Annotated in this window: 15 protein-coding genes and 1 tRNA gene; 13 read left to right on the top strand and 3 right to left on the bottom strand. The window is 61.3% G+C overall.

Going from position 1 to position 19,920, the window contains the following annotated elements; all coding sequences use genetic code 11:
* The 12 genes from GIW04_RS14810 to GIW04_RS14865 form a co-directional block, all read left to right on the top strand.
* Positions 1-740, top strand: a 740-nt coding sequence (locus GIW04_RS14810) for an NAD(P)H-hydrate dehydratase (RefSeq protein WP_236479028.1), incomplete at its 5' end; no start/stop codon positions are given.
* The gene (tsaE, locus tag GIW04_RS14815; protein WP_003188052.1) at positions 728-1,198 is read left to right on the top strand and encodes a tRNA (adenosine(37)-N6)-threonylcarbamoyltransferase complex ATPase subunit type 1 TsaE; all 471 of its coding nucleotides are present in this window, start codon (positions 728-730) and stop codon (positions 1,196-1,198) included. The genes GIW04_RS14810 and tsaE, both read left to right, overlap by 13 nt.
* 15 nt (positions 1,199-1,213) lie before the next feature.
* A complete protein-coding gene (locus tag GIW04_RS14820; protein ID WP_032878208.1) occupies positions 1,214-2,635 on the top strand; it encodes an N-acetylmuramoyl-L-alanine amidase in 1,422 nt (473 codons plus the stop codon).
* Positions 2,635-4,551: a DNA mismatch repair endonuclease MutL gene (gene mutL, locus GIW04_RS14825; protein ID WP_032893843.1), complete on the top strand. Its 1,917-nt coding sequence runs from the start codon at positions 2,635-2,637 to the stop codon at positions 4,549-4,551. Before GIW04_RS14820 ends, mutL begins: the two co-directional genes overlap by 1 nt.
* Complete coding sequence (gene miaA, locus GIW04_RS14830) at positions 4,551-5,522, top strand: tRNA (adenosine(37)-N6)-dimethylallyltransferase MiaA (protein ID WP_003188057.1); 972 nt, start codon at positions 4,551-4,553, stop codon at positions 5,520-5,522. The genes mutL and miaA overlap by 1 nt, the downstream gene beginning before the upstream one ends.
* A gap of 94 nt (positions 5,523-5,616) precedes the next feature.
* Positions 5,617-5,877, top strand: coding sequence for an RNA chaperone Hfq (gene hfq, locus GIW04_RS14835; RefSeq protein ID WP_003188059.1), 261 nt, complete (start codon positions 5,617-5,619; stop codon positions 5,875-5,877).
* A gap of 12 nt (positions 5,878-5,889) precedes the next feature.
* Entirely contained in the window at positions 5,890-7,191 is a 1,302-nt protein-coding gene (gene hflX / locus GIW04_RS14840) for a ribosome rescue GTPase HflX (protein WP_003188061.1), read from the top strand.
* Positions 7,192-7,287: 96 nt separating this feature from the next.
* On the top strand, positions 7,288-8,463 hold the full coding sequence (gene hflK / locus GIW04_RS14845; protein ID WP_003188062.1) for an FtsH protease activity modulator HflK: 1,176 nt from the start codon (positions 7,288-7,290) through the stop codon (positions 8,461-8,463).
* Positions 8,463-9,329, top strand: a complete 867-nt coding sequence (hflC, locus tag GIW04_RS14850; protein ID WP_003188064.1) for a protease modulator HflC — start codon at positions 8,463-8,465, stop codon at positions 9,327-9,329. The genes hflK and hflC overlap by 1 nt, the downstream gene beginning before the upstream one ends.
* Before the next feature lie 293 nt (positions 9,330-9,622).
* A complete protein-coding gene (locus GIW04_RS14855; protein ID WP_003188066.1) occupies positions 9,623-10,810 on the top strand; it encodes an ATP phosphoribosyltransferase regulatory subunit in 1,188 nt (395 codons plus the stop codon).
* 54 nt (positions 10,811-10,864) lie between these two features.
* Positions 10,865-12,154 (top strand): adenylosuccinate synthase, encoded by a 1,290-nt coding sequence (locus GIW04_RS14860; protein ID WP_003188067.1) that lies wholly within the window; start codon positions 10,865-10,867, stop codon positions 12,152-12,154.
* A 139-nt stretch (positions 12,155-12,293) separates the two neighbouring features.
* The gene (locus GIW04_RS14865) at positions 12,294-14,228 is read left to right on the top strand and encodes a methyl-accepting chemotaxis protein (RefSeq protein ID WP_034134756.1); all 1,935 of its coding nucleotides are present in this window, start codon (positions 12,294-12,296) and stop codon (positions 14,226-14,228) included.
* A 107-nt stretch (positions 14,229-14,335) separates the two neighbouring features.
* On the opposite strand, the gene GIW04_RS14870 is transcribed toward GIW04_RS14865, so the two are convergent.
* The 3 genes from GIW04_RS14870 to GIW04_RS14880 all read right to left on the bottom strand — a co-directional run bounded on the left by GIW04_RS14870 (position 14,336) and on the right by GIW04_RS14880 (position 17,145).
* On the bottom strand, positions 14,336-15,889 hold the full coding sequence (locus GIW04_RS14870; RefSeq protein WP_034134757.1) for an ABC transporter permease: 1,554 nt from the start codon (positions 15,887-15,889) through the stop codon (positions 14,336-14,338).
* Positions 15,889-16,914 carry an extracellular solute-binding protein gene (locus GIW04_RS14875; RefSeq protein ID WP_003188071.1) on the bottom strand — a complete coding sequence of 342 codons (1,026 nt, stop codon included), beginning with the start codon at positions 16,912-16,914 and terminating at the stop codon, positions 15,889-15,891. The genes GIW04_RS14870 and GIW04_RS14875 overlap by 1 nt, the downstream gene beginning before the upstream one ends.
* A gap of 144 nt (positions 16,915-17,058) precedes the next feature.
* Positions 17,059-17,145, bottom strand: a tRNA-Leu gene (locus GIW04_RS14880).
* A 224-nt stretch (positions 17,146-17,369) separates the two neighbouring features.
* On the opposite strand from GIW04_RS14880, the gene rnr reads away from it, so the two are divergent.
* On the top strand, positions 17,370-19,920 hold a 2,551-nt coding region (gene rnr, locus GIW04_RS14885), incomplete at its 3' end, for a ribonuclease R (RefSeq protein WP_236479029.1).

Here is a 19,920-nt window from a genome sequence, read left to right on the forward strand (position 1 = left end):
GTGGTGACTGTGGCTTTGGCGGCGCGGCGCTGCTGAGCAGCGAAAGTGCCCTGCGCAGCGGCGCCGGCATGGTCTCGCTGGCGACGCGGCCGGAACATGTGCCGGCCGCTCTGGCTCGGCTGCCGGAGGTCATGGCCGTCGGCGTGAGCTCGGCCAACCAGTTGATGGGCCTGCTGGAAAAAATCTCGGTGATCGTCATTGGCCCAGGCCTGGGCGATGCCGCCTGGGGCAAAAGCCTCTTGTCGGTCGCGGCCAATGCCAACCTGCCGCAGGTATGGGATGCCGATGCGCTCAATCAGCTGGCCACTGGCAGCGTGGAGCTGCCGGCCCACTGTGTGATTACCCCTCATCCGGGCGAAGCTGCGCGTTTGTTGGGGCTATCGACAGCCGAGGTTCAGGCAGATCGCCTTAAGGTGGCGCGCGCGTTGAGCCAGAAATTCAATGCTGTGGCTATCCTCAAGGGTGCTGGCAGTTTGATTGCCAGCCCGGATGGGCGCGTGTCGCGGTGTGATCAAGGCCATCCGGCGATGGCAACAGCGGGGCTCGGCGATGTGCTGGCCGGCCTGGTCGGGGCACTATTGGCTCAGGGTATGCCCGCGTACGAAGCGAGCTGCCTGGCCGTGTGGTTGCACGCGACCGCCGGAGACCGCCAGGGCAGTTTTGGTCGCGGCTTGGCTGCCAGCGACCTGATCCCCGCCATTCGTCAATTGCTGGAGGAGCAGTCGCCGTGCCTGAAGTAATTCTTTTCCTGGCAAATGAAGAGGCCATGGTCGTGTTGGGTCAGCGTATTTCGCAGGTCACGCAAGGGGCCGGGTTGATCTTTCTCGAGGGCGACCTGGGCGCAGGTAAAACCACACTGTCCCGTGGGATTATTCGTGGCCTTGGCCATACCGGCGCGGTAAAAAGCCCGACCTTCACGTTGGTCGAGCCCTACGAGATCGGCGACGTGCGAGCCTTCCACTTCGACCTCTATCGCCTGGTCGATCCGGAAGAGCTGGAGTTCATGGGCATCCGTGATTACTTCGACGATGATGCGCTGTGCCTGATCGAGTGGCCAAATAAAGGCACAGGCTTTTTGCCAAAGCCGGACCTGACCATTACCATTACGCCGCATGAGCACGGACGTCAGCTGAAGTTGTTGCCCCAGAGCCCACGCGCTGAGTCGTGGTGTGCTGCTCTGGCATTGGAATTCAAATAATTGGTGGGGTTAGGTATGCGCTTTCGCGCGTTGGTTGCTGTCGTGGGGGTGTTGCTTGCGGCAATGACTGTCAATGCTCTGGCTGCTTCACAGGTGAAAAGTGTTCGCCTGTGGCGAGCGCCGGATAATACGCGACTGGTGTTCGACCTGTCTGGCCCGGTCCAGCACAGCGTCTTTACCTTGACGGCGCCTGATCGCCTGGTGATCGACATCAACGGTGCCAGCCTGGCCGCGCCGCTGAAAGTCTCCACCGCCAACACGCCCATTACCGCCATGCGCTCGGCCCAGCGTACGCCGACCGACCTGCGTGTGGTCATCGACCTGAAAAAGGCCGTGACCCCCAAAAGCTTCTCCCTGGCCCCCAACGCCCAGTATGGCAACCGCCTGGTGGTCGACCTGTTCGACAACCCCGCCGACGCCGCACCGCCGCCTGCGCCAACGCCGAGCGTGGCGACGGTGCCTGCGGTGCCAGTCAACCCTTCGCAACCCCAGGTCAAGCTGCCACCGCCGCCGCCCGCCCCGGCGGGCAAGCGCGACATCATCGTGGTGATCGACGCCGGCCACGGTGGCGAAGATCCGGGGGCTTCCGGCTCACGCGGCCAGCACGAGAAAGACGTGGTGCTCGCCATCGCCCGTGAGCTGCAGCGCCAGGTCAACGGTATGAAAGGCTACCGCGCCGAACTGACCCGCACCGGTGACTACTTCATTCCGTTGCGTGGCCGTACCGAAATTGCCCGTAAGAAGGGCGCGGACCTGTTCGTGTCCATTCACGCCGACGCCGCGCCTTCAACCGCTGCCTTTGGCGCCTCGGTATTTGCCCTGTCGGATCGCGGCGCTACCTCCGAGACCGCACGCTGGCTGGCCGACAGCGAAAACCGTTCCGACTTGATCGGCGGGGCCGGCAACGTGTCCCTTGATGACAAGGACAAGATGCTCGCAGGCGTACTGCTCGACCTGTCGATGACCGCCTCGTTGACCTCCAGCCTCAACGTGGGCCAGAAAGTCCTGAGCAATATCGGCCGTGTGACCTCGCTGCACAAACAGCGCGTGGAACAAGCCGGGTTCATGGTGTTGAAATCGCCGGATATCCCGTCGATCCTGGTGGAAACCGGGTTTATCTCCAACGCCAACGAAGCGTCGAAACTGGCCAGCGCCAGCCACCAGCAAGCGTTGGCGCGCTCGATCAGCGCCGGTGTGCGCCAGTTCTTCCAGCAGAACCCGCCGCCGGGCACTTATATCGCCTGGCTGCGCGACTCCGGCAAAATCGCCCAGGGCCCGCGTGACCATCGTGTGCAACCCGGTGATACCGTTGCCATGCTGGCCGTGCGTTTCCAGGTCACGCCTGCAGCCTTGCGCAGCGCCAATAACCTGAAAACCGATGAGTTGAAGATCGGCCAGGTGTTGACCATTCCCGGCACTGAATTGGCGGCACAGTGATGAGCGAATCCACCTTGAACAGCGGCTCGCGCATTGAATTGCTCAGCCCGCGCCTTGCCAACCAGATCGCCGCGGGTGAGGTGGTTGAGCGCCCGGCGTCGGTGATCAAGGAGTTGCTGGAAAACAGCATCGACTCCGGTGCCAAACGCATCGATGTCGATGTGGAGCAGGGCGGCGTCAAGCTGCTGCGGGTACGTGACGATGGCAGCGGTATCTCTTCGGATGACCTGCCCCTGGCCCTGGCTCGTCACGCCACCAGCAAGATCCGCGACCTGGAAGACCTGGAGCGGGTCATGAGCCTGGGCTTTCGTGGTGAGGCCCTGGCCTCCATCAGCTCCGTGGCCCGCCTGACCCTGACCTCCCGCACCCGCAGCGCCGAGCAAGCCTGGCAAGTGGAAACCGAAGGCCGCGACATGGCGCCTCGGGTCCAGCCGGCGGCCCATCCGGTGGGCACCTCGGTGGAAGTGCGCGACCTGTTCTTCAATACCCCGGCGCGGCGCAAGTTCCTCAAGGCCGAGAAAACCGAATTCGATCACCTGCAAGAAGTCATCAAACGCCTTGCGTTGGCGCGTTTCGATGTGGCCTTTCACCTGCGCCACAATGGCAAGACCATCCTTAGCCTGCACGAAGCCAACGACGACGCCGCCCGTGCTCGGCGGGTGGCGGCGGTGTGTGGCAGCGGCTTCCTGGAGCAGGCGCTGCCGATTGAGATCGAGCGCAATGGCCTGAGGCTGTGGGGCTGGGTCGGGTTGCCGACGTTCTCCCGCAGCCAGGCCGACTTGCAGTATTTCTTTGTGAACGGCCGGGCAGTACGCGACAAACTGGTGGCCCACGCGGTGCGCCAGGCTTATCGCGATGTGCTGTTCAACGGGCGCCACCCCACCTTTGTGCTGTTCTTTGAGGTTGACCCTTCGGTGGTCGACGTCAACGTGCACCCGACCAAACACGAGGTGCGCTTCCGTGACGGGCGCATGGTGCATGACTTCCTCTATGGCACGCTGCACCGCGCCCTGGGCGACGTGCGTCCGGATGATCAGTTGTCCGCGCCGATTGTCACAGCGGTGGTACGGCCAAGCGGTCCGGAAGCCGGCGAGTTCGGCCCCCAGGGTGAGATGAGCCTGGCGGCCAACCTGCTGCAATCGCCACAGGCGCAGCCAGCCTACACGGCGCCAAATTCGGGTGCCGGTGCGGGTTATCAGTATCAGTACACGCCGCGCCCGCAATCGACGGTGCCGGTGGCCGAAGCCCAGGCGGCGTACCGTGAGTTTTTTGCGCCGCTGCCGGGTGCCGAGCCGGGTGCTGCTGTGGCGTTGCCCGAAGGCGGTGGTGATATTCCGCCGCTGGGCTATGCGCTGGCGCAGCTCAAAGGCATTTATATCCTTGCCGAAAACGCCCATGGCCTGGTGCTGGTGGACATGCACGCCGCCCATGAGCGGATCATGTACGAGCGCCTGAAGATCGCCATGGCCAGCGAAGGCCTCAGCGGCCAGCCGCTGCTGGTGCCTGAATCCCTGGCGGTGAGCCAGCGTGAAGCCGACTGCGCAGAAGAACATCACAGCGTGTTCCAGAAACTGGGCTTCGAGCTGCAACGCCTGGGCCCGGAAACCCTGGCGATCCGCCAGATTCCCGCGCTGCTCAAGCAGGCCGAGGCCAACCGCCTGGTGGCCGACGTGCTGGCAGACCTGATGGAATACGGCACCAGCGACCGTATCCAGGCGCATATCAACGAATTGCTTGGCACCATGGCCTGCCACGGCGCCATTCGCGCCAATCGCCGCCTGGCACTGCCGGAAATGAACGGCCTGCTGCGCGACATGGAAAACACCGAGCGCAGTGGCCAATGCAACCATGGCCGACCGACCTGGACCCAGATGGGCCTGGACGATCTGGACAAACTGTTCTTGCGCGGCCGTTGATGAGCGCCTTGCCCCCCGCCATCTTCCTGATGGGCCCCACGGCCGCCGGCAAGACCGACCTGGCCATCGAGCTGACCAAGGTGCTGCCTTGCGAGCTGATCAGTGTCGACTCTGCCCTGGTTTACCGGGACATGGATATCGGCACCGCCAAGCCGTCGAAAGCGCTATTGGCCCAATATCCGCACCAGTTGATCGACATCATCGACCCGGCGCAGAGCTATTCGGCGGCGGATTTTCGCACCGACGCCCTGGCAGCCATGGCCGAGATCACCGCGCGCGGCAATATCCCGCTGCTGGTGGGGGGCACCATGCTCTATTACAAGGCGTTGCAGGAAGGCCTGGCCGATATGCCGCCTGCCGATGCCCAGGTGCGCGCCGAACTGGAAGAAGAGGCTGCGCGCCTTGGCTGGCAAGCCCTGCACGACCAGTTGGCGGCGGTAGACCCGGTGTCTGCGGCACGTATTCACCCCAATGACCCCCAGCGGCTCACCCGCGCGCTGGAAGTCTGGCGTGTCAGTGGCCAGACCATGACTGAACATCGGCTGAAACAAAGTGCGCAAAGTGCTGACGCAGGCGCATCTGGACAGTCACAATTGCCCTATACTGTGGCGAATCTGGCCATTGCTCCGGCAAACCGCCAGGTGTTGCATGAACGAATTGCACAAAGATTCACATTAATGTTGGAACAGGGGTTTGTGGACGAGGTCGTAGCATTGCGTTCAAGAGGTGACCTGCATGCAGGGCTGCCTTCGATACGTGCTGTAGGCTACCGCCAAGTCTGGGATCATCTGGATGGCAAGCTGACGTCAGCCGAAATGCAGGAGCGCGGCATTATTGCCACGCGCCAATTGGCGAAGCGCCAGTTCACCTGGCTGCGCAGCTGGAGCGATTTGCACTGGTTGGACAGCCTGGACAGCGACAATCTGTCACGCGCCTTGAAATACTTGGGAACGGTCTCCATATTGAGCTGAGTCCTTGCAATTGCCGTCTATCCTTGGGGGTGTGACGGCCATAAGCTATCTATTTTCCGATTTTTTATTATTGATCCTTAAAGGAGTGCGGCACATGTCAAAAGGGCATTCGCTACAAGACCCTTACTTGAATACTTTACGTAAAGAGAAAGTTGGGGTTTCCATCTATCTGGTCAACGGCATCAAACTGCAAGGTACGATCGAGTCGTTCGACCAATTCGTTATCCTGCTGAAAAACACCGTCAGCCAGATGGTTTACAAGCACGCTATCTCGACAGTCGTTCCAGTTCGTCCAATCCGTCTGCCTAGCGCAGCAGGTGATGAACAGGGTGACGCTGAGCCAGGTAACGCCTGATAGGAGTCTCCTTTGTTCTTTGAGCGCCACGGTGGTGGTGAGCGAGTAATCCTCGTTCACTTGGATGGACAGGACCCTGAGGCGCGCGAAGATCCGCAGGAGTTTCAGGAGTTGGCAAATTCGGCCGGCGCCGAGACCGTTGCGTTTTTTAACGTACCGCGTCATCGGCCAACCGCCAAATACCTGATTGGCAGCGGCAAGGTCGAGGAACTGCGCGACCTGGTTCATGCCGAAGAAGCCGATCTGGTGATCTTCAATCACACCCTCACGCCCAGTCAGGAACGTAACCTCGAACGTGTTTTCGAGTGTCGCGTGATCGACCGTACCGGCCTGATTCTCGATATTTTCGCCCAGCGCGCCCGCACCCATGAAGGCAAGCTCCAGGTTGAACTGGCCCAGCTTGACCACATGAGCACGCGCCTGGTTCGCGGCTGGACTCACCTTGAGCGTCAGGGTGGCGGTATCGGCATGCGTGGCCCGGGTGAAACCCAGTTGGAAACCGACCGGCGTCTGCTGCGGGTTCGCCTGCGCCAGATCAAGGGCCGCCTGGAAAAAGTACGCAGCCAGCGTGAACAGTCGCGACGTGGCCGCTCCCGTGCGGATATCCCTACGGTGTCGTTGGTGGGCTACACCAACGCCGGCAAATCCACGCTGTTCAATAACGTGACTAAATCGGACGTGTACGCGGCAGACCAACTGTTCGCCACCCTCGACCCAACCCTGCGGCGTCTGGACATCGACGACCTGGGGCCGATTGTGCTGGCCGATACCGTGGGTTTCATTCGTCACCTGCCCCACAAGCTGGTGGAGGCATTTCGGTCTACGCTCGAAGAGTCGAGCAATTCCGACCTGCTCTTGCACGTGATCGATGCGGCCGAACCGGATCGCATGTTGCAGATTGAACAGGTGATGGTGGTACTGGGCGAGATTGGTGCCCAGGACTTGCCGATCCTCGAGGTCTATAACAAACTCGATTTGCTTGAAGGCGTTGAGCCACAGATCCAGCGCGACGAGAATGGCAAGCCCCAGCGGGTCTGGCTGTCGGCGCGAGATGGCAGCGGTCTGGAGCTGTTGGAACAAGCCATTGCCGAATTGCTCGGCAGCGATTTGTTCGTCGGCACCTTGCGCTTGCCGCAGCGTTTTGCTCGACTGCGTGCACAGTTTTTCGAGCTGGGCGCGGTACAGAAAGAAGAGCACGACGAAGAAGGTGTCAGCTTGCTGGCTGTTCGATTGCCACGCTCGGAACTCAATCGGCTGGTCAGTCGAGAGGGTGTTGTACCGGCAGAGTTCATCGAACAACACACTTTGCAATAAAAGCCTGAGAAAGCGGTTGTGCCGCAGTAGCAGGCATTCTGTAGCATTGGTCGGCGCGCCGTGGGTGCGTCTTTGCTTTATCAGATGGAGAGCGCTATGGCTTGGAATGAGCCGGGTGGCAACTCGAATAATCAGGATCCTTGGGGTGGTAAGCGCCGCAATAATGGCGACCGCAAGGGGCCACCGGATCTCGACGAGGCCTTCCGAAAGCTGCAGGAAAGCCTGAATGGGTTGTTCGGTGGTGGGAAAAAACGTGGTGGTGACGACGGCGGTCGCACAAGCAAGGGCGGTGGCTATGGCCTGCTGGGCCTGGGTCTTGTCGTGCTGGCGGCCGTATGGCTCTACAGCGCCGTGTACGTGGTAGACGAGCAGGAGCAAGCCGTGGTGCTGCGCTTCGGCAAGTACTACGAGACTGTCGGCCCGGGCCTGAATATCTATTTCCCGCCGATCGACAAGAAGTACATGGAGAACGTGACGCGTGAGCGTGCGTACACCAAGCAGGGCCAGATGCTGACCGAAGACGAGAACATCGTCGAAGTGCCGCTGACCGTGCAGTACAAGATCAGCAACCTGCAAGACTTCGTGCTGAACGTTGATCAGCCGGAAATCAGCCTGCAACACGCAACTGAAAGTGCCCTGCGCCACGTGGTGGGTTCCACCGCCATGGACCAGGTGCTCACCGAAGGTCGTGAGTTGATGGCGAGCGAAATCAAGGAGCGTCTGCAACGCTTCCTCGACACTTACCGTACCGGTATCACCGTTACCCAGGTGAACGTACAGAGCGCAGCGGCACCGCGTGAAGTGCAGGAAGCCTTTGACGACGTAATCCGTGCCCGTGAAGACGAGCAGCGTTCGCGCAACCAGGCTGAAACCTATGCCAACGGCGTTGTGCCGGAAGCCCGTGGTCAGGCCCAGCGCATCCTTGAAGATGCCAACGGTTACCGCGATGAAGTGGTCTCCCGCGCCAAGGGTGAGGCAGATCGTTTCACCAAGCTGGTCGCCGAGTACCGCAAGGCACCTGAAGTGACCCGCGAGCGTCTGTACCTGGACACCATGCAGGAAGTCTTCAGCAACACCAGCAAGGTTCTCGTGACCGGCAGCAAAGGTGGGCAGAACAACCTGCTGTACCTGCCGCTGGACAAGATGATCGAAGGTGGTCGTAGCGGCGCCAGTGCACCGTCCACCGGTTCGAATGCCGCTGCCAACGAAGCGAGCGCCCGTGCGGCCGCTGACTTGCTGCAACAGCAAACACGTACCAGGGAGAGCCGTTGATGAGCAATAAATCGCTGACCGCCCTGATTGTGGGCGTCGTCGTGGTCATCGCTGCCTGGAACTGCTTCTACATCGTCGCTCAGACCGAGCGTGCGGTGCTGCTGCAATTCGGTCGCGTGGTCCAGGCGGATGTCCAGCCGGGCCTGCATGTGAAAGTCCCCTACGTCAACCAGGTGCGCAAGTTCGACGCCCGCCTGATGACCCTGGATGCACCGACACAGCGCTTCCTGACCCTGGAAAAGAAAGCCGTGATGGTTGACGCCTACGCCAAGTGGCGCGTCAAGGATGCCGAGCGCTTCTACACCGCGACTTCCGGCCTCAAGCAGATTGCCGACGAGCGTTTGTCCCGTCGTCTGGAATCGGGCCTGCGTGACCAGTTTGGTAAACGCACCCTGCACGAGGTGGTATCCGGTGAACGTGATGCGCTGATGGCAGATATCACTCGCTCGCTGAACACCATGGCGGAAAAAGAGCTGGGTATTGAAGTGGTCGACGTTCGCGTCAAGGCCATTGACCTGCCCAAGGAAGTGAACCGCAGCGTGTTCGAGCGTATGAGCACCGAGCGTGAGCGTGAAGCGCGTGAGCACCGCGCCAAGGGTAACGAGTTGGCTGAAGGTATCCGTGCCGATGCCGACCGTCAGCGTCGTGTACTGCTGGCAGAAGCCTACCGCGAGTCTGAAGAGGCGCGTGGTGATGGCGATGCTCAAGCCGCGGCGATCTACGCCAAGGCCTACGGCCAGGACCAGGAGTTCTACGCGTTCTACCGTAGCCTGCGCGCCTACCGTGAAAGCTTCGCGAACAAAACCGACGTACTGGTGCTGGACCCAAGCAGCGACTTCTTCCGCTACCTGGAAAAGTCCAAGTAACCAGCCCGTGATTCTGTAAGGCGCACTCCGTCGGGCGGCTAAAATGCCTGGCGGGGTGATCCTTTCAGAAAACGGGTGTATGATGCGGCAGCCGGGAAATTCCCGGCTTTTTTGCGTCTGCATGTTTGATTCGGCAGGCGTGACAGGTTTTTCGAGGAAAGTGCCCGACGAGGCCGTTTGCAGGCCGTTCGTCACGTCGCTCTTGCGCGTGGTTTATGCAAGAGCCGGGTATTTTCTGCTTCACTCAAGGCTCGGCCGAGGGCTGGCCGCCCGGATCAAAGGGGAATGGCGTAATGGCAACGGTAGACCGCTGGCTGCTGCCAGATGGCATCGAAGAAGTACTGCCACCAGAAGCTGCGCGCATTGAAGTAGCGCGTCGTCAGGTGTTGGATCTGTTCCAGAGCTGGGGTTACGAGTTTGTCGTGACTCCCCATATCGAGTACCTGGAATCCCTGCTGACTGGCGCGGGCCAGGACCTGGATCTGCGCACCTTCAAGGTCATCGACCCGCAATCGGGCCGGCAAATGGGGTTCCGTGCCGACATCACGCCGCAAGTGGCGCGCATCGATGCGCACACCCTGCGTCGCGAAGGCCCGAGCCGCCTGTGCTACGCCGGCAGCGTACTGCATGCCCAGCCACGTGCGTTGTCGTCTTCCCGTAGCCCGATCCAGTTGGGCGCCGAGTTGTACGGTGACGCCAGCCCGAGCAGCGATGTTGAAGTGATCAGCCTGATGCTGGCCATGCTGCAACTGGCGGATGTGCCGGATGTGCACATGGACCTGGGCCACGTCGGTATCTACCGTGGCCTGGCGCGCGCCGCCGGGTTGTCCGGTGAAGTGGAGCAACAGTTGTTCGATGCCCTGCAGCGCAAGGCGATCGATGAAGTGATCGCCCTCACCGAGGGTGTGCCTGCTGAGCTGGCTGGCATGCTGCGCGCGCTCGTAGACCTGTGCGGCGGCCGTGAAGTGCTGGTGGCTGCGCGTGAGCGACTGGCCAATGCGCCGGCACCGGTATTGGCGGCGCTGGATGATGTGCTGGCGATTGCCGAGCGCTTGTCGGCACGGTTCCCGGAGCTGCCGCTGTATTTTGATCTGGGTGAATTGCGCGGCTATCACTACCACACCGGTGTGGTGTTCGCGGTGTTCGTCCCGGGTGTTGGCCAGGCCATCGCCCAAGGTGGTCGCTATGACGATATCGGCGCCGACTTCGGTCGTGCGCGTCCGGCCACTGGTTTTTCCACCGATTTGAAAACCCTGGTGACCCTGGGGCGTGCTGAGGTCGAGCTGCCGTCTGGTGGCATCTGGATGCCCGACAGTACGGACGCAGCGCTCTGGCAGCAGGTTTGCCAGTTACGCCGTGAGGGTCAGCGTGTAGTCCAGGCCTTGCCTGGGCAGCCATTGGCCGCCGCCCGTGAAGCGGACTGCGACCGGCAATTGATTCAGCAGAACGGGCTTTGGCAAGTATCGCCACTGGCTTCTTGAGTTTTCCTGCCGGCCATCGCCGGCACCAAGTTTGCGCGAATGAGGACAAGTGTTATGGGTAAGAATGTCGTAGTCCTGGGCACCCAATGGGGTGATGAGGGCAAAGGCAAGATCGTTGATCTGCTGACCGAACATGCTGCCGCCGTAGTGCGCTACCAAGGTGGCCACAATGCTGGCCACACCCTGGTCATCGATGGCGAAAAAACCGTCTTGCACCTGATCCCGTCGGGTGTCCTGCGCGAAGGCGTGCAGTGCCTGATCGGCAACGGCGTGGTGGTCGCACCTGACGCCCTGCTGCGCGAGATCACCAAGCTGGAAGAGAAAGGCGTACCGGTGCGCGAGCGCCTGCGTATCAGCCCGTCCTGCCCGCTGATCTTGTCCTTCCACGTTGCGCTGGACCAGGCCCGTGAAAAGGCGCGTGGCGAGCTGAAGATCGGCACCACCGGTCGCGGCATCGGCCCGGCCTACGAAGACAAGGTCGCACGTCGTGGCCTGCGTGTGGGCGACCTGCTCAACATGCCGCGCTTTGAAGACAAACTGCGTGAACTGGTGGATTACCACAACTTCATGCTAGTGGGTTACTACAAAGAACCGGCCATCGAGTTTGAAAAGACCCTGGCCGAGTGCAAGGAATACGCTGAGCTGCTCAAGCCGCTGATGCTCGACGTGACGGCCGAGCTGCACGACCTGCGTCGCGCTGGCAAAGACATCATGTTCGAAGGTGCCCAGGGTTCGTTGCTGGACATCGACCACGGTACCTACCCGTACGTGACCAGCTCCAATACCACCGCTGGCGGCGTTGCGACCGGTTCTGGCGTTGGCCCGATGTTCCTGGATTACATCCTGGGCATCACCAAGGCCTACACCACTCGCGTAGGTTCGGGCCCGTTCCCGACTGAGCTGTTCGACGACGTCGGTGCGCACCTGGCCAAGCAAGGTCACGAATTCGGCGCCACCACTGGCCGTGCTCGTCGTTGCGGCTGGTTCGATGCCGTTATCCTGCGTCGCGCTATCGATGTGAACAGCATCTCGGGCATCTGCCTGACCAAGCTGGACGTACTCGACGGCCTGGAAACCATCAACATCTGCACCGGCTACAAAGATGCTGAAGGTAACGACGTTGCTCCGACCGACGCTGACAGCTACGTGGGCCTGCAGCCTGTGTACGAAGAAGTGCCGGGCTGGACTGAATCGACCGTGGGCGCCAAGACCCTGGAAGAGCTGCCAGCCAACGCTCGTGCTTACATCAAGCGCGTCGAAGCGCTGATTGGCGCACCGATCGACATTATTTCGACGGGCCCGGACCGCAACGAGACCATCGTTCTGCGTCACCCGTTCGCGTAATAAGCTGTTGATGTAACAGGCAAAGGGCTCCTTAGGGAGCCCTTTGTCGTTTCTGCCTGGCAAGCGGCACGACCCTTGCTGTGTTTCCCTCTTTCGAGGTGCTATCAAATTAGTGGCACCCGTGGTGGAGGGATTTCCAGTGTCTGCCGTTCTCTCGTTGTTACAAAGCCGTCTATTGCGGCCGGTGTTCGTTACCCTTGGTATCGCTCTTTTGGTGCAAGTGCTGGTGGCCGTCGCGCTGACGCGGAGCACGGTGACGGCGCTGGAAGCCGATTTGGGCAATCGCCTGGGCATTGATAGCCAGAAGTTGTCTGGCGAACTGGCCCAGGCCGGTAAGGAAGTTACGTCCAGCCTGGACAGCCTGTCCGCCAGCACGCGCCAGCGCCTGACAGCCGGGCTTTCCACGCGCTTGCAGGAAGAGCAAAAGCAATTGCGTGCGACGTTGGAAAAAGACCTGCAGGACTCTGCCAATGACATGGCGCAACTGCTGGCCTCGGTCGCGCCCCGCGCCATGTGGGACAGCGATGTACCTACGCTGTCGGAGTTCGCGCGCCGGGCCCAGCGCAACCCCAATGTGCTGTTCGTGGTGTATGACGACGCCGCAGGCGAGCACCTGACCCGATACCTGAACCGCGAAAACCCGATCAACCAGGCCCTGCTGGCAAAGGGCGCAGGGGAGCGTGCCCTGGATAAGGTGCTGGACGCGGCCAAGACAGACCCGTCCGTGTATTACGTCGAAGCCTCTATCAGCCCCAACGGTGTGGAGATCGGCAAGGTGCGCATGGGCGTGTCGACCGCGACGGTTGAAGCCGATCTGCAAGCCTTGGATAAGCGCTTTGCCGCGTTGATCGCCAGCGGTGACCAACTGGTGGGCGATAGCCTCAAGGGCGCCGCAGCTGACAGTGCCAGCGCCATGGGCGCCCGGCTGCAATCGGCGCAAGCCACTGCCACGCAAATGACGGCGAACACCGCGGCCGCCGTGCAAGAAGCGGCGGGCACCCTGCGCTGGCGCATCGGCATGGGCCTGGCACTGGTGGGGCTTGGCGTATTGCTGCTGATCGCTATCGTGCTGGGCCGGCGCGTGGTCAATCGCCTGAAGCTGCTGATTGCCGCGATGGATGACCTGGCGGCAGGTGAGGGTGACCTCACCAAGCGCGTGCAGATCAACAGCAAGGACGAAATCGGCGATATGGCCTCGGCGGTCAATCGCTTTGTGGATAAGTTGCAGCCCATCGTGCGGGAGGCGGGCGACGTGGCCCAGCGTACCGGCGTGGAAATCGGCGCCATGACGCTGCGCAATGCCGGCGCCGATGCGGCGGCGGGTTTGCAGCGTGATGAAGTGGCCGAGAGTTTGCGCGCCTTGTCGCAAATGGCCGACGAGGCCCAGGCCGAGAGCCACGCCATGCAGGCGGCCTTGCAGCAAGTGGTGGATATTCGCCAGGCCACGGATGAAAACTCACGGACTTCAGCCGAAGTCGGCAGCTTGATCGAGGCGTTGGCAGGGCAGGTGCAGGCCGGCTCCCAGGTGATCGAACGGCTGGCGCAGCAAAGCGAACAGATCGAAGTGGTGTTGACCGTGATCCACGGCATCGCCGAGCAAACCAACCTGCTTGCCCTCAACGCGGCCATCGAGGCGGCACGGGCTGGCGAGACTGGGCGCGGCTTTGCGGTGGTGGCCGATGAAGTGCGTGCGCTGGCCAGCAAGACTCAAAGCTCCACTGGCGATATCCAGGCGCATATCGTGGCATTGCAGCAGGGCGCGCGTGAGGCGGTGGAAACCATCGGCAAGGCGGGGCGCCAGGCCAATGAGGGCTTGCTGGTGCTGCGCGACAGCGTGCGCCTTCAGCAGACGGTGCAGGCTTCTGTGGAGCAGGTGCATGCTGCCATCGGCCTGGCGACACGCGCGGCCGAGCATCAGGCCCAGGGCGCGCATGCGGTGCGTGGGCGCGTCGAGGTAATCCACGCCCAGGCCGAACGTGCGGCGCAGGCGGTGGTGGAGACGACGGCCAGTGGCAAGGTGCTGGATGGGTTGGCGGCGCAGTTGAAGGCGAGTTTGGGGCAGTTCAGGGCGTGAGGTTGTCTGGACCGGCCTCATCGCAGGCAAGCCAGCTCCCACATTCAACTGCATTCCAACGTTGGAACTCGGTCACTGTGGGAGCTGGCTTGCCTGCGATAGCTGTTTCAGCGACTCAGATACATCCGAGTCGTGAGCAGATACACCGGCAACCCCGACACCAGAATTAACAACGCCGCATACGGCGCCGCCGCCGCAAATTCCACATTCGAGGTATGCGCCCAGACGGCCGTTGCCAAGGTATTCAACCCGGTCGGACTGAGCAGCAGCGTGGCCGTCAGTTCCTTCATCGCATCCAGGAACACCAACGCAAACGCCGCACCCAATGCCGGGAATATGATCGGCAGGGTGACTCTGCAAAACGCACTGAACGACGATGCGCCTAATGTGCGCGCAGCCTCTTCCAATTGCGGCGCCGCTTTGTTCAGCGCTGTACGAATCGGCGCCTGTGCCAACGGCAAAAACAGCAGCGCATAAGCAATCAGCAATAACGCCGAGGTCTGGTACAGCGCCGGCACGTAATGCAGGGCGAAATACACCAGGGTCAGCGCAATCACCAGGCCGGGCAGGGCATGCAGTAAGTACGGTAAACGTTCGGCCCAGATCGCCAGTTGCCCTTTGTAGCGCACCACCAGCAACCCAACCGGCACTGCCAGTACCAGGCACAGTGCGGCGCCGCCCAGGGAGAGCGCCAGGGATGACAGCAGCGCCTCACCGATCTCGGCCATCGGAAACGCTGCCGACGAACCGACTGCCAGCCAATACCCGAGCATACCCAATGGGATACCACTGCCGATGATCGCCAGCGCCAGGCAATACACCTGGCCCAATGGCGCCCACTTGCCCAGCCGAACCTGCTCGGCGTGTCGCGCCGCGCCCTGGCCGATGCGCACGTGCCGGCCTTTGCCGCGTACGCGCAGCTCCAGCCACAGCAGCGTCAGGCACATCACCAGCAGCACTGCCGAGAGCATCGCCGCATTGGCATTGCTGAATTCCAGTTCGAACTGCTGATAGATCGCAGTGGTGAAGGTCTGCAAGCCGATGATCGACAGCGCGCCGAATTCAACCAGCATGTGCAGTGCGATCAATAGTGAGCCAGCCAGCAGCGATGGCCACAGCAGCGGGAGTGTGATGCGAAAGAACACGCCCCAGCGGTTGAGCCCCAGCGTGCGGGCCGACTCTTCCAGGGAAGGGTCAAGATTGCGCAGCGTTGCCGCCACCGGTAGAAACACCAGCGGGTATTTGGACAGGCTCATCACCAGGATCGCGCCGCCGAGCCCCTCAAACTGGGCGCTCAACGACACCCAGGTAAAACTGCTGACAAACGCCGGCACCGCAAACGGCAGGCACAGGATCACGCCCCAGATGCGTCGTCCTGGCAGGTTACTGCGTTCCAGCAGCCAGGCCAGGGACAGGCCGATCACGCCGCAGGCCAGAGTCACGCCGACCATCAGCGCCAGGGTGTTGCGCAGCAGCCCGAACACATAAGGCCGCCACAGTAGATGCACCGCCTCCGTCCAGCCCGCCTGCCAGGCTTTGAGCCCTACATAGGCGAGCGGCAACAGGCTCAGGCCAACCAGCAACAGCACGGGCAGCAGCAGCCAGATCGACGGGCGTTTGCGACGGGGGGTGAACCCCGCGACGGAAAGCGATGGGTTCATCAGTTCAGGCCAACGTCACGTTCCAGTTCCAGGGCTTCTTCGGCGTTGCCCAGGTCTGCGGGGGTGACCTTTGGTGGCTGCAACTCGCTAAATGGCTTGAGGCCGCGGTTCGATTCCATGCCCTTGCGCAGCGGGTACTCGGCCGACGTGTTGGTGATCACGCGCTGGCCTTCTTCGCTGGCCATGAATGCCAGCAGTTGCTGGGCTTCTTTGGGATGCTTGCTGGATTTGAGTGCGGCAGCGGAGGACACGGTGATTAGGCCACCGGCATCACCATCGGTGAAGTAATGCAGCTGGGAATCCAGATTGGTTTTTTCCTTTTTCAGGGCAAACCAGTAGTAGTTATTCACCAGCACGGTGGCCACTTCGCCGTTTTCCACGGCCTTGAGGGCGACCATATTGTTGCTGTACACCTTGCCGAAGGCGCGCAGGCCGGTCAGCCATTCTTCCGCGGCTTCGCGACCGTGCAGCTTGATGATCGCCACGGCTTGTTCCTGGAACGCGCCGCTGGTGGGCACGAAACCGACCTTGCCTTGCCATTCGGGGCCGGCGAAATCCAGTACCGACTTGGGCAGGTCTTTTTCAGCAATCAGTTTCGGGTTGAAGGCCACAACGCGGGTGCGTGCGGTCACGCCCATCCAATCGCCGTTTTTGCCCACGTAATCCTTGGGCAGCACATCCAGGGTGCTGGCATCGATTTTTGCCAACAGGCCTTGCTCGCCGAGTTTATTCAGAGGCGGTGATTCTTCGGTGTAGATGACGTCGGCAGGGGAGCGCTCACCTTCTTCGACGACCTGGCTGGCCAGCTGGTTGCTGCTGCCTTTGCGCACGTTGACGTGGATGCCGGTCTTGGCTTCGAAGGCCTTGGCGAGTTCATCGCCGACTTCTTTGTGCTGGCCGTTGTATAAGGTCAGGGAGACCTTGTCGGCAGAATGGGCGGCGGGCGAGAGCAGGGTCAGGCTGAGTAGGGTGAGGGTCAGGCCGCGCAGAAGGGATGTCTTGAGTCGGTTGTCACGGATCATCATCCGAAGTGTTCCTCGCTTATGTGCAACAAATCATTGCAAGGATAAACGATAAATCTTCTCAAGTGCGGATGAGGGAGGCAATCACCGGGAAGTTTTCAAACCCCGGAAACGAAAAAACCCGCTTTCGCGGGTTTGATCTGAATTTGGTGCCCAGGAGAAGACTCGAACTTCCACGACCTTGCGATCACCAGCACCTGAAGCTGGCGTGTCTACCAATTTCACCACCTGGGCAGCATCAACAACGTTGCCGTCGTCGATGGCGCGCACTATACGGAGCGATATTTGAGCTGTAAACCCCTGCCATGAAAAAAGCCTGGAAAATTTCGCCAGTGGTCGTGCAAGGTGCGCGCCGGGGGTCGCAAAGAGCTTTTAAACGCTTGTTGATACCTGAAATTTCCCGTTTCAATACGCGTATGCCAAACTAACCCGCATATAGACAAGGTGAAAACTCTCTAATGGCCGATTGGCAGTCCCTCGATCCCGAGGCCGCTCGTGAAGCGGAAAAATATGAAAACCCTATTCCTAGCCGCGAACTGATCCTGGCGCACCTCGCCGATCGTGGTTCGCCTGCTAGCCGCGAGCAGTTGGTTGAAGAATTCGGTCTGACCACCGAAGACCAGCTCGAAGCCCTGCGCCGCCGTCTGCGTGCGATGGAGCGCGATGCTCAATTGATCTACACCCGTCGTGGCACTTACGCGCCGGTCGACAAGCTGGACCTGATCCTGGGTCGCATTGCCGGCCACCGTGATGGCTTCGGCTTCCTGATCCCGGACGACGGCAGCGACGACCTGTTCATGAGCCCGGCGCAAATGCGCCTGGTGTTCGATGGCGACCGTGCCCTGGCGCGGGTTTCTGGCCTGGACCGCCGTGGCCGCCGCGAAGGCGTGATCGTCGAAGTGGTGTCCCGTGCCCACGAATCTATCGTCGGCCGTTACTTCGAAGAAGGCGGCATCGGCTTCGTGGTGCCGGATAACCCGAAGGTGCAGCAGGAAGTGCTGATTACCCCGGGCCGTAATGGCGCGGCCAAGGTCGGCCAGTTCGTCGAGGTGAAAATCACCCACTGGCCTACTGCGCGCTTCCAACCCCAGGGCGATATCGTTGAAGTGGTCGGCAACTACATGGCGCCGGGCATGGAAATCGACGTGGCCTTGCGCACCTACGATATTCCTCACGTCTGGCCTGAGGCTGTGCTCAAAGAAGCGGCCAAGCTCAAGCCGGAAGTCGAAGAGAAAGACAAAGAAAAACGCATCGACCTGCGCCATCTGCCGTTCGTCACCATTGACGGCGAAGATGCCCGCGACTTCGACGATGCGGTCTACTGCGAAGCCAAGCCTGGCAAGCTGCGCCTGTTCTCCGGCGGCTGGAAGCTGTACGTGGCGATTGCCGACGTTTCCAGCTACGTGAAAATCGGTTCGGCCCTGGATAACGAAGCCCAGGTACGCGGCAACTCCGTGTACTTCCCTGAGCGCGTGATCCCGATGCTGCCCGAGCAGCTGTCCAACGGCCTGTGCTCCCTGAACCCGAAAGTCGACCGTTTGGCCATGGTGTGCGAGATGACCATCTCCAAAACCGGCGAAATGACCGACTACCAGTTCTACGAAGCAGTGATCCACTCCCAGGCACGCCTGACCTACAACAAGGTCAGCACCATCCTGGAAACGCCGAAGACCAGCGAGGCCAAGGCCCTGCGTACCGAGTACGCCGGCGTGGTGCCGCACCTCAAGCAGCTGTACTCGCTGTACAAGGTGTTGCTGGGTGCCCGTCATACCCGCGGCGCGATCGACTTTGAAACCCAGGAAACCCGCATTGTCTTCGGCTCCGAGCGCAAGATTGCGGCGATCACCCCGACCACCCGCAACGACGCGCACAAGCTGATCGAGGAGTGCATGCTGGCGGCCAACGTGGCCACTGCCGAGTTCCTCAAGAAGCACGAAATTCCTGCGTTGTACCGTGTGCACGACGGCCCGCCGCCGGAGCGCCTGGAAAAACTGCGCGCCTTCCTCGGCGAACTCGGCCTGTCCCTGCACAAAGGCAAGGACGGCCCGACGCCGAAGGATTACCAGGCCCTGCTGGCCAGCATCAAGGACCGTCCGGATTACCACGTGATCCAGACCGTGATGCTGCGCTCGCTGAGCCAGGCGGTGTACAGCGCCGATAACCAGGGCCACTTCGGCCTGAATTACGAGGCGTACACCCACTTCACTTCGCCGATTCGCCGTTACCCGGACTTGCTCACGCACCGGGCGATCCGCAGTGTGATCCATTCCAAGCAGAACACCCCGCACGTCAAGCGCGCCGGTGCCATGACCATTCCGAAAGCACGGATCTATCCGTACGACGAAGCGGCCCTGGAACAGCTGGGCGAGCAGTGCTCCATGAGCGAGCGCCGCGCTGACGAAGCCACCCGCGACGTGGTGAACTGGCTCAAGTGCGAGTTCATGAAGGATCGTGTGGGCGAGTCGTTCCCGGGTGTGATCACCGCCGTGACCGGTTTTGGCCTGTTCGTCGAGCTGACCGACATCTATGTCGAGGGCTTGGTGCACGTCACCGCTTTGCCGGGTGACTACTACCACTTCGACCCTGTGCATCACCGCCTGGCGGGCGAGCGCACCGGTCGCAGCTTCCGCTTGGGCGATACCGTTGAAGTACAGGTCATGCGCGTTGATCTGGACGAGCGCAAGATCGACTTCGGCATGCCTGACAAACCGGCTGAGCCAGCGGGTCGTAAAAAGCGTGGTGAAACCACAGCGCCTGCGTCCAAAGGCAAAACGGCCGCGGCGAAAACCACGGCCGAGCCAGCACCTGCCAAGGCCGGTCGTCGTTCTTCCGCCAAGGACAAGGCCCCTGAAGCCTACCGCCCAAGCGACGCCGCGGCGAAAAACGCCGAGCTGCGCAAGAGCCGCGAGTTGAAGCAGCAGTTGCTCAACGAAGCCAAAAGCGGTGGTAAAGCGGCGTCTGGGGGAAAGTCCCAAGGGGCGGAAAAACCGTCGAGCAAGCCAAGTAAAC

Source organism: Pseudomonas sp. PA-4-8C (assembly GCF_021606625.1).
GTDB lineage: Bacteria > Pseudomonadota > Gammaproteobacteria > Pseudomonadales > Pseudomonadaceae > Aquipseudomonas > Aquipseudomonas lactis.